This is a genomic window from Nonomuraea sp. NPDC051298 (genome assembly GCF_055586305.1).
Window position 1 is genome coordinate 23,232 of the sequence record NZ_JBVJIM010000047.1, and the last position, 9,722, is coordinate 32,953.

10 protein-coding genes and 2 pseudogenes are annotated in these 9,722 nt (G+C 68.4%); 7 read left to right on the top strand and 5 right to left on the bottom strand.

Annotation, left to right across the window (positions count from 1 at the left end; translation table 11 throughout):
* Positions 1–87: 87 nt before the first annotated feature.
* Positions 88–1,137 (top strand): WD40 repeat domain-containing protein, encoded by a 1,050-nt coding sequence (locus ACZ6S0_RS51605; RefSeq protein WP_465928288.1) that lies wholly within the window; start codon positions 88–90, stop codon positions 1,135–1,137.
* 35 nt (positions 1,138–1,172) lie between these two features.
* On the opposite strand, the pseudogene ACZ6S0_RS51610 reads toward ACZ6S0_RS51605, so the two are convergent.
* The 4 genes and pseudogenes from ACZ6S0_RS51610 to ACZ6S0_RS51625 form a co-directional block, all read right to left on the bottom strand.
* Positions 1,173–2,014: pseudogene (locus ACZ6S0_RS51610) on the bottom strand (IS5 family transposase).
* A 148-nt stretch (positions 2,015–2,162) separates the two neighbouring features.
* Positions 2,163–2,837, bottom strand: a pseudogene (locus tag ACZ6S0_RS51615) (helix-turn-helix transcriptional regulator); the annotation flags it as partial.
* Between the two features lie 141 nt (positions 2,838–2,978).
* Complete coding sequence (locus tag ACZ6S0_RS51620) at positions 2,979–4,391, bottom strand: MFS transporter (RefSeq protein WP_465928290.1); 1,413 nt, start codon at positions 4,389–4,391, stop codon at positions 2,979–2,981.
* 442 nt (positions 4,392–4,833) lie between these two features.
* Positions 4,834–5,223, bottom strand: coding sequence for a RidA family protein (locus ACZ6S0_RS51625; RefSeq protein WP_465928292.1), 390 nt, complete (start codon positions 5,221–5,223; stop codon positions 4,834–4,836).
* Between the two features lie 66 nt (positions 5,224–5,289).
* Between ACZ6S0_RS51625 and ACZ6S0_RS51630 the strand changes: the two genes are divergently transcribed.
* The 4 genes from ACZ6S0_RS51630 (at position 5,290) to ACZ6S0_RS51645 (ending at position 7,482) form a co-directional block, all read left to right on the top strand.
* On the top strand, positions 5,290–5,892 hold the full coding sequence (locus tag ACZ6S0_RS51630) for a CGNR zinc finger domain-containing protein (protein ID WP_465928294.1): 603 nt from the start codon (positions 5,290–5,292) through the stop codon (positions 5,890–5,892).
* Between the two features lie 150 nt (positions 5,893–6,042).
* Positions 6,043–6,408, top strand: a complete 366-nt coding sequence (locus tag ACZ6S0_RS51635; protein ID WP_465928296.1) for a hypothetical protein — start codon at positions 6,043–6,045, stop codon at positions 6,406–6,408.
* Positions 6,399–7,037: a transposase family protein gene (locus tag ACZ6S0_RS51640; protein ID WP_465928298.1), complete on the top strand. Its 639-nt coding sequence runs from the start codon at positions 6,399–6,401 to the stop codon at positions 7,035–7,037. Before ACZ6S0_RS51635 ends, ACZ6S0_RS51640 begins: the two co-directional genes overlap by 10 nt.
* Positions 7,038–7,047: 10 nt before the next feature.
* A complete protein-coding gene (locus ACZ6S0_RS51645; RefSeq protein WP_465928300.1) occupies positions 7,048–7,482 on the top strand; it encodes an integrase core domain-containing protein in 435 nt (144 codons plus the stop codon).
* Between the two features lie 291 nt (positions 7,483–7,773).
* On the opposite strand, the gene ACZ6S0_RS51650 is transcribed toward ACZ6S0_RS51645, so the two are convergent.
* Entirely contained in the window at positions 7,774–7,992 is a 219-nt protein-coding gene (locus ACZ6S0_RS51650; RefSeq protein ID WP_465928302.1) for a hypothetical protein, read from the bottom strand.
* 157 nt (positions 7,993–8,149) lie between these two features.
* Between ACZ6S0_RS51650 and ACZ6S0_RS51655 the strand changes: the two genes are divergently transcribed.
* Positions 8,150–8,524: a hypothetical protein gene (locus ACZ6S0_RS51655; RefSeq protein ID WP_465928304.1), complete on the top strand. Its 375-nt coding sequence runs from the start codon at positions 8,150–8,152 to the stop codon at positions 8,522–8,524.
* Positions 8,521–9,411, top strand: a complete 891-nt coding sequence (locus ACZ6S0_RS51660) for a hypothetical protein (protein ID WP_465928306.1) — start codon at positions 8,521–8,523, stop codon at positions 9,409–9,411. Before ACZ6S0_RS51655 ends, ACZ6S0_RS51660 begins: the two co-directional genes overlap by 4 nt.
* Positions 9,412–9,722: the final 311 nt, after the last annotated feature.

Consider the following 9,722-nt stretch of genomic DNA (forward strand, 5'->3'; position numbering starts at 1 on the left):
GATAGGCGGCTGGCCGCCGCCCGGACCGGTGTGCTGAGCAGACCGTTGGCGAGCCGAATGTCAGAGGGGTTTGGCAGGATGTTCGCCATGACGCTTCGCGCCCCCTTGATCTCCAGCCTGCCTCCGTCCTGCCACGAGATCATGGACTTCGATCTCGTCACTCTCGACGGCAAGTTGATCCTCGTCGGCAGTCCCGGCATGGACCAGCTTGCGTGCACCTGGGATCCGGCCCGCGACCACTGGGCCCAGTTCGAACTCGACGCCCCGGACGAGGACTTCCCCCGCACGGACCTTACTGCGCTCGGTGCCGCGGTGGTGAAGGGCCGGATCGTGATCGGCGGCGGAGGTGACCACCAAGGCTTCGCCATGTGGGACCTGGAGACGGGCAAGGTACGGCTGAGCGCACAGGAGGGCGGCATGGCCTCGGTCGCCAGGGCCGACTTCGGTGACCGCTCAAGGTTGCTCGTGGGATTCGCGGGCACGTGGGGCGTGGAGTTGTGGGACCCGTCCGTTGTCGAGCCGGAGCACTGGCATGACGACGATGGCGACCTTGACGACGAGGACGATTCGGTGACAGAGCTGGAGCAGCACTCGCCTTACGACTCTCTCGTGGACATTGAGGAGCTGGAATGCCAGTCGCGCGCCAGTAGCGCAGCGGCAGCGGGTCTGTGGGCAGGCCGGCCGGTCGTGGTGGCCGGTGGCCGGAACGGCGGCGTGCTCGTGTGGGACATCGAGGAAGAGCGGCACCTCGCCAAATTTGGCGACCTCGACGAGACGCCCACCGAGTTCGCCCTGGCCTCGGTGGAGGGTCGCATACGGGTTATCGCAGCGGGTGGGCAGAGCCTTGTGCTGGGAGACCCCGAGTCCAACGAGTGGGGCGAACCCCTTACCGTGCCCGGGGGCGAAATCAGCTGCTTGACCTCCGGCACCGTGCACGGTCGTCCGTTCGCCGTCACCGGAGCGGGGGATGGCACCATCTGCGTGTGGGACCTGGCTGAGCGCCGGTTGCTGGGCCAGCCGCTCCAGGGCCACAGCAGCGAGGTGTTCGGGCTGCGGGTGGCCGATCTCGACAGCCGCCCCGTGATCATCAGTAGTGCCCACTGCGACTCAGTCCACCTCTGGGAATTTCCGTTGTAGAGGTCATATAAGAAGTCACGCGGATACGCGTGCGGTCATGGTCGGCGGTTCGGGCGTTCGTCCCAGCGGTGGGTTGTCCATGCCCGTCGCATGAGGCTGCGCACGGTAATGATGGTGTCGGCGAGGTCGAAGAAGGCGTCGATGACGGTGGCGTGGCGCTCGTAGCAACGGGCGATGCGGCAAAGGCGTTCTGCCAGGCGTGGGTGCGTTCGACATGCCAACGCTGGCTGGCCTGAATGGGCGCCTTCTTGCCCCTGTGCGCGATCCGTCCGTGCAGGCCGCGTGCGCTGAGCAGAGCCCGGGTGATGTCCGAGTCGTAGCCGGCGTCCAAGTGCACGGTGATGCTGTCGGGTAATGGGCCGAGGTGGTCCAGACGGTCCAGAGTCGGGGCGAGCAGTGGGGAGTCGTGGCGGTTGGCACCGGCCAGGACACGCCCCAGCGGAATGCCGTATCCATCCGTCATGCCCGAGCGCTTCAGCCCCTGTTTGCCACGGTCGACCGGTGAGCGTCCGGCGACCTCGCCGCCTCCGGGAGCCTTGGTAATCGCTCCGTCGACGGCGATCTGGTCGAGGACGAGGCCGACGATCCGGTCGTAGGACTCCAGCGCGATCTGCCTGAGCCGAACGAAGACGCCCAACCGTATCCACTCGTCGCGGCGGCTGCGGATCGTGGTGGCCGAGCAAGTCGTGTCGGCGATCGCTTCGTAAGAACAGCCGAAGCGCAGCAGTTGCAGCAGCTTGTCGAAGACAATCCGGTCGCTGATCCGTGGCCGATGACAGCCCAGCGGATGGTCCGGGTGGTACACCGGCCGCTCCGGCAGCAGGGCCGCGAATTGGCCCCAAAGCGGTTCGGTCAGCCACGATGGCAGTACAGGCACAGGTTTCCTCAGTGATCACAGAGCGTCGCAACTCCATGATCTCGAAGACCTGTGCCTGCCTACGTGCCGGGCTACCACCACCGCGCCTATTCGCGCGACCTCTAACTCAAAACTCCCCATCCGCTTCCGAGCGCCTTCGGCCGGAGGCCGCCGCGTTGGGCGCCGCGCGTGGGCGGAAGCGCCAGGTCCGGGCAGACACGTCGGTCATCCGGTCGACGCGGAAGCTGCGCCAGTCGTCGCGATCGAGGTCGTAGGCGAAGAGGTACCAGCGCCGGTCGGAGGCGACCAGGCGGTAGGGCTCGATCCGCCACCGCCGCATCTCGCTCCCGGACGGGTAGTTGAAGCCGGCCTCGACCTCGTCGCGGCAGGCTCTGGCCAGCGTCATGAGCACCTCGGGGTCGACCGGCGTACGGCCTCCGCCGAAGGACTCCACCGAGCCGGAGAGCGCGCGCACCTCGTGCCGCAACCGGGTGGGCAACGCCCGGTCGAGCTTGGTCAGCGCCCGGAGTGCGGCGTCCCCGGCGCCGGCGACCGCGCCGACGAGCAGCGAGAGGGCGGTGGCGATCGCCTCCTCGTCGTCGAGAAGCAGAGGCGGCAGGTCCTGCCCCGGGCCGAGTTGGTAGCCACCGCCAACGCCCTGGCTGGCATGCACCAGATAGCCGAGCGCGCGCAGCCGCTCGACATCGCGTCGTACTGTACGCGGCGTGACCCCGAGCCGGTCGGCGAACTCGGGGCCGGTCCAGACCTGGCGTTGCTGCAACAGCCCGAGCAGGGTGAGCACCCGCTCAGTCGTGCCCCACTCTTCACTGCTTGCCACGTCCATATCTCCCCACCCTGGCGGACCGATCGTGTCCGCTGGGATCGCAGAGTTCACCACCGAAGAGCTCCCAGCAACTGACCATCTCGCCTACTAGCAAGATCGCGGCGATGCCGATCTCACTTCCCAGGACGACGATCGTGCGCATCAGGCACGTACCTTCGGGGGTCTCGGAAGAGCGAGCACCGCCACCGCCCCGGCGGCCACGACGCCGGCGCAGACCCCGAACGCCAGGGCGTACCCGGAGGTCGGCGCGCCGGTGTGGGCCGCGGCCAGGGTGGTCAGCGCGGCCAGGCCGAGCGAGCCGCCGATCTGGCGGGAGGAGTTGAGGATGCCGGAGACCAGCCCCGCCTCGCCCGGGCCGACCCCGGCCATGGCGGCCATGGCGATCGGCGCGGAGCTGAGGCCCATCCCGCCGGTGATGAGCACGCCCGGCAGCACGATGCCGGTGAGCAGGCCACTCTCTGGCGTGATCGTGGCCTGCCAGGCGAAACCCGCCGCCGAAATCAGCGCGCCTGCGACCAGTAGCGGACGCAGGCCGACCCGGCCGACCAGCCGCGGCGTGGCCTTGGAGGCGACGATAATGGCGAGGGTGTGCGGCAGGAACGCCAAGCCCGCCTGTAGCGCGCTGTAGTGCAGTACCTGCTGCATGTAGAGAGACAGGAAGTACCAGACCGCGAAGCCCGCGGCGCCCAGCAGGAACTGCACGAGGAACGCGCCGGACACCGAGCGGGCCCGGAAGACCCGTAGCGGCATCAGCGGCGCCCGCGCGAACCTGGCCTGCACCAGGACGAACGTGGCAAGCGCCAGCACGCCCACGCTCATCGGGATCAGCGCGCGCGCCGCACCCCAGCCGTACGCGGGGGTCTGCAGCACCCCGAACTCCAGCGCCGACAGTCCCACGGTCACCGTGATCGCACCGGTCAGGTCGAGCCTGCGGTTGCCGAGGTCGCGGCTCTCGGCGAGCAGGCGCAGCGCGGCGATGATCGCGATCACCCCGATCGGCGCGTTGATCAGCAGGATCCAGCGCCACGACAGGTAGTCGGTGAGCAGCCCGCCGGCGAGCGACCCCACCGCCCCGCCGGCCGCCCCGACCGCGCCCCAGGTGGCGATGGCCTTGGCCTGTGTCGCCCCGGCCGGGATCGAGGTGGTCAGGATCGTCAGCGTGGCGGGGGCGACCACGGCCGCGCCGAGCCCCTGGATCGCCCGCGCGGCGATGAGCAGCTCCGGCGTGGTGGCGAGCCCGCCGGCCAGGCTGGCGATCGCGAACACGGCCAGGCCCGCGATGAAGGTGCGCCTGCGTCCGTAGAGGTCGGCCGCCCGGCCGCCTAGCAGCAGGAACCCGGCGAAGGTGAGGATGTAGCCGTTGACCACCCATTGCAGCCCTTCGGTGCCTAGGCGGAGGGCGGATTCCATGGCGGGCAGCGCGACGTTCACGATTGACACGTCGAGGACCATCATGAACTGCGCCAGACAGACCAGGCCGACGATCGGCCAGACAGGGGCGGGCGGCTTGGTGGCACTCCGCCCGGAAAGTGGTGCATCAGATACGTTTGTCATGATCCGATGTTTTCGTTAATGGACCAATGGTCCAATGGACCATGGCTTCGTGATCTTTCGTAGCCGCGGATGCAGTGGCGGTGACGGGCGATCCAGGCCGGAACGGCGTGCGTTCGACAATCCAGCGTCGGGCAGCACTTACAGCGGTGACGGATCGTTTCGCGAACTACGCCATGAGCCGCAGCCGGGTGCGGCCCAGCCCACGAGCTTGCCGGAGTAGCCGCCATCGCCCTACGCCAGGCGGATGGGTACGGGGCCGGGTGCGGGGACCAGCGGCTCGACCGCCGCCCGGACGGCATCTACCGCCACAGGGTCCACGGAGCGCATGATGACGGATGACTTCCACCCGGTCGTCGCTGTTGGGTCGCACCCGGCATCTAAACCGGGCCAACCCGACGACCGGGTGAATAGTCCCGCCCCGGAGCAGCAGCCCCCCGGGGCATCACACGACGGCGACGGCGTCGATCTCGACGAGGAACCCGGGCCCCAAGCCGGCCACAACGTGGACCGTGATGGCGGGCGGCGGGTCAGCCCGGTTCCACACCTCCTGGAAGGCAGCGACACCCTCGTCGAACGTGTGGCCATCCACTACGGCGATGCGCCAGTGCACGATGTTCGCCAAGCTCGCCCCCTCGCTCTCCAAGATGGTCGCAAGGTTGCGGAACACCTGCCTGGCCTGCTCCCCGACCGTGGGACCGACGACCTTACCGTCGGCGTCGACGCCGTTCTGCCCGCCGACGTAGATCGTCTTCGCCGGCTGTTCGACCACGACGGCCTGGCTGAAAGCCGGGCTGCGATGGAGCCCTTCGGGGTTGATGTGCCGTACACCCATGCGCTTGCTCCTTTGAGGATTGAACCGGTTAAAGCGGTTTCATGCGAAACCAGTTATAGTGGTTTCATGCGAGCGAATGCAACCGGGCGAGTGCTGCATGACCCCAAGGGCGGGTCGTTCCGGTTCGACGCCGGCGCCGTCTGCCTGGACTTCGCCCACACCGGCGGCGAGGGCCAATACGCGGTATTCGAGACCCTTCACGAGCCTGCCGACCTCGGCGAATGGCTGGCCCAGCCGCCGCTGGGCGCGTTCATGGCGGTCCCCGTGACGGCCCGCGAGCTGAGCGCGGCCAAGACCCTGCGCCAGGCGATCTGGGATGCGGCGCACGCTCAGGCGGCGCGCCGCCCCCTCCTCGCCGAGACCGTCGCCACCATCAACCGGGCTGCGGCCGCGGCGCCGCTGATCCCCGAGCTCGCCGCCGACGCCACGACTGCGGGGTGGGCGCCGCCGGTGCGGGCAGCGCAGGCGCTGTCGACGCTGGCGCGGGAGATGATCGAGCTGCTGTCCGGGCCACTGTCCGGGCGTCTTCGCGAGTGCGCGAGCGACAACTGCCCGCTGGTGTTCGTCGATACGTCCCGCCCCGGCGCCCGGCGCTGGTGCGCGATGGAGCGCTGCGGCAACCGCCACAAGCTCCGGGCTCTCCGCGCCCGGCAGGCCACGGACCCGTGATGCAGTCTCAAGCACGGCCAACCCTGCGTAGTCCCAGCCCGTACGTGCCCGTTCCCATTCCTTCCGCGTCAGAGTCAATGAACCAGTCCCGGTCCGAAACACCTATCAACCGCGGGTAGTTTGATCACTCCGTGGAAGAGGTTGAAGCAGGTGGCAGGACCGCAGCAGGATCCCAAGTCGTCCCAGGCCCGTCCGGGTAGGCCGGGCAAGCGTACGTTGCTCGCCCCATCGGTGAAGTACCAGGTGTTCGTCGAGGTACTCACTGGCCAGTCCACCCAGGGCGAGGCGGCCGAGAAGTACGGTGTGAACCGGATGACGGTCAGCGTCATCTGCAAGACCGCCAAGCAGGGCGCGCTGGACGCTCTGGCCGGTGCCTCGACGTCGGGTCGTCCGGGCAAGAGCCCCGTGGCCGTCGAGTTGGAGGCGGCTCGCAGGGAGATCGAGCGGTTGCGTGCGACGGTGACCGAGCAGGCCGTCGCGCTCCATCTGCACCAGGGAAAATCGCTTTGGGGCTGAAGGCCGGCCTGGTCCCGCCGCGAGTCGACGCGTCCGTCAAGGCCGGTCTGCTGGAGCTTGTCGCGCACGCGGCGCGTGAGGGCGGTTGGTCGACCCGCCGCTCGTCCGCGCTGCTGGGGCTGGATCACGTGCGGGTGCCGCGCTGGCAGGCCCGCGCCGTGGTGGGCCGCTTGGACGATGCGAAGCCGGGCCCGGAGATCGCGCTGCACGCGCTGCTGCCGTGGGAACGCGAGGCAATCGCGAAGATCGCCGAGGAGTGGCTAGGCATCGACCGCTCCCATCGCAAGCTCGCCCATCGTGGGTCGCGGCTGGAGGCGTTCTACGCCTCGGAATCGACGGTGCTGCGGGTGCTGCAGGCCGCCGGGATCAGCGTTGCCGAGCGGCCCGCGCGTGAGCGACGGCCACGCCGGGCGTGGCCCGAGTGGGCCGAGCTGGTGCCAGGCATGATCACGATCTATGACTTCACGCACTTTCGCGGGCTGCCGTCCTGGTGCGCGATCGCGGTCCTGGACGTGGTGTCACGGTACTGGCCGGCCACTGTGGTCTCCCCGGAGGAGACCTCCACGCAGGTCGAGGTCGCCTACACGCGCGCTCTGGAGATGCTGGGGCAAGGCTCATCTCCTCGATGACGAGGGGTTCTTGGCCGAACTGCGCGGCGGGCAGGTGCCCGACCACGACGCTTTCCCGGTGCTGCTGGCCGTCTCGGGTAACGGACCGCAGATGACCTCCTCAGCGACCAGGACGTTCATGGCCGGGGCGCGCATCGCCCAGCACTTCGGGCGTCCCGGCACGCCGAATGACCAGGCGTGGATCGAGTCGCTGTTCGGGCACGTCAAGGAGGAGTTCCCGCACCTGGACAAGGTCACCGGCCCTGGGGAACTGGAGGCCGAGCTGGACTCGATCCGGACGTTCTGCAACGAGGTCAGGCTGCACGAGGGTCTCGGCTACGTCACCCCCGACGACGAGCACCATGGGCGCGGTGAAGCTATCCGGCAGGCCCGCCGGGCCGGGCTGAAGGCCGCTCACGAGGCCCGGGTTGCCACCCGGCGCGAACTACGCCAGGATCCCCTATAACCCCTCTCGCGACTGATAGGTGTTTTCGGCCCTATCTGGTGCATTTTCTCTGACACACCTCGACCCGGCCTCGTCGACACGCCCTGGTGGAGCGGCCTGCCGGACGACGCCCGGCAGGCTTACTTCGCCCAGGCCGCCCAGGCGCTACCCGCCCGGCACATCGCAACCGCCGACGACGTCGTGGTCGTCGCAGCGACCAACGCCAACATCACCGGCACGATCATCGAGACCGATGGCGGAGCCCGCCTGGCGTCCCTGGGCTGAACGCGTGTCGTCGACCGACTCGATCAGCTACCGCACCGACTTCGGCAGCGACTCGCCCTTGCGGGGCTTCTCCCGCTTGAACGACGGCCGGAGCAACTCCGCGCCCTGGAAGGCGAGGCCGGTCTCGAACTCCTTGGAGGCGAAGCCCTTGTCCGCACGGCCGCGTCGCCCTGCATCTCGTGCGACGGGCCCGCGCCCGCGGCCGACCTCGCGCCCGGCCGGAGCGGTCGACGCACTGCTGCGCAAGAGCCCTGGGGCCTGTCCGGCTCTTGACCGCTCAGTGGCCGCGGATCCGGGCGGCCAGGTCGGCAACCCAGTAGGGGGTAATGCATCCGCGTTCCTGCACCCCCGCCACCACCCGCCGTCGACGGTTACTCTTCGCTCGCCTATACTCGCTGCGATCATGGTAAAGAAGGTGCCCTTGAACGAGCTGGGACGTTCTCAAGAAGATCTCGGGATGACCGAGCGCACAACCGGGATTTCGATCGACGCAGACGGGCGTGACTCCTCCGGCAGGGCGATGAGCAGATTGGCCGGCGAATATACGGCGTATGTCAATGGGCTGAGCTTCGCCGATGACGCGCCGTTGCCGTATGAAGAATTCGCCGCCGGCTACCGCGAGCTCAGGGCAAGTCTTCACGCCTCGTGCGAACGGCTCGCCGGCTCGCTCGATCGCGCCGGAGCCGGACAGATCGCCATGGCGGTGGTCAACAGGGGTACTGAGCTCACCAACGGTGAGCTCGCCGACAGCTCACGCGCCGACGGCGGGCACGTGTGATCGAGCAGGCCGCAGCGAGCGGGCTGGCGTTGCTGGGTGTCCCGCCCCTGCCTGGGCTGGAGGCCATCGATCGGCACGTCTCCGAACTGGACGAGGCCGCCACACGTCACCGGGCACTTGCCACCGAGAGCAGGCAAGCCCTGCGGCTCGCCTCGGCGAACAGCGGTCCGGCTGCCGACGCGGCGCACGCCCACGTGACCGGTCGCGACGGAACCGCCACCACCGCTGAAGACCTCGCCCACCGCCTGTCGGTCACCGCCGACATCCTGCGGTGCACCAGAGGCGTACTGGTCTGGGCCGGCGGACTGCTGGCCGGGTTGGGACTGCTTGCCGTCGCGGTCGCCGTACACGCGCCCCAGCTCCTGCCCAGGCTGAGAACGCTGGCCGCCAAATTCTTGTTCAGGTTGCGTGAGGTCATCGCCCGCATCGGCGCACTGATGCGAGGCATGTCCACGACCTTGACCAACCGCAGGGTCAACCAGATCGCCAGCCGCTTCCACGACAAGTGGCGTGCGCCACGCAGACTTTCCGACAACACCTACGAATCCAGGTGGAAGGCCACCAAGGACTCAGCCTGGATCAAGAAGCACAGCACCGATCAGGTCGACATCGCCAACACCCGCTACCGCTCGCTGCCCACCGACTGGCAGCACGAGAACCGGGAGTCCGCGCGTATCGGGTTGCAGCTCGTCGACGAGGCACGTGTGAGCGGCGTGGACGTCTGGAGCGAGCGGTTCATGGAGGAAGCGAGTTCGGTAGTGCACGACAAGTGGCTGGCCCGCAACGCTTCCTGGGCCACCGAGGAGCAGCGCCGCCCCTACATGCTGCTTTCTGAGGCGGAGAAGGAGAAAGATCGCGACGTCATCCGCACAGTCCTCGGGATCTAGGGCAGGGCTTCTGGCTCACCCGAAGAAGCACCAGACCAGACCACGTGTGCGAATTCTGAAGCGCTACAGGGTCGGCTCGAATGCCCGTGGTCACGTCCCGCCACCAGTCCCGCTCGGCGATCTCCGGACTGTCACCATCAGCCGCCGCAAGGTGCTTCGGGAGGATGCAATCGTGATCTGGCTGTGTTTTCGGCGCGACTGATGCGCGGCCGCGCTTACAGGTCGTTGCCCGCGTAGGACAGGTTGAAGCTCTTGTTGGCCAGGGGGAAGTCGGGGACGATCGCGCTGTCGAGTGCTACTGGGAGAGCGGG

Bases quoted from the DNA above. Each gene is read 5' to 3' on its own strand.
- ACZ6S0_RS51605 (WP_465928288.1), top strand. From the start codon at position 88: ATGACGCTTCGCGCCCCCTTGATCTCCAGCCTGCCTCCGTCCTGCCAC.
- ACZ6S0_RS51620 (WP_465928290.1), bottom strand. From the start codon at position 4,391: ATGACAAACGTATCTGATGCACCACTTTCCGGGCGGAGTGCCACCAAG.
- ACZ6S0_RS51625 (WP_465928292.1), bottom strand. From the start codon at position 5,223: ATGGGTGTACGGCACATCAACCCCGAAGGGCTCCATCGCAGCCCGGCT.
- ACZ6S0_RS51630 (WP_465928294.1), top strand. From the start codon at position 5,290: ATGCGAGCGAATGCAACCGGGCGAGTGCTGCATGACCCCAAGGGCGGG.
- ACZ6S0_RS51655 (WP_465928304.1), top strand. From the start codon at position 8,150: ATGGTAAAGAAGGTGCCCTTGAACGAGCTGGGACGTTCTCAAGAAGAT.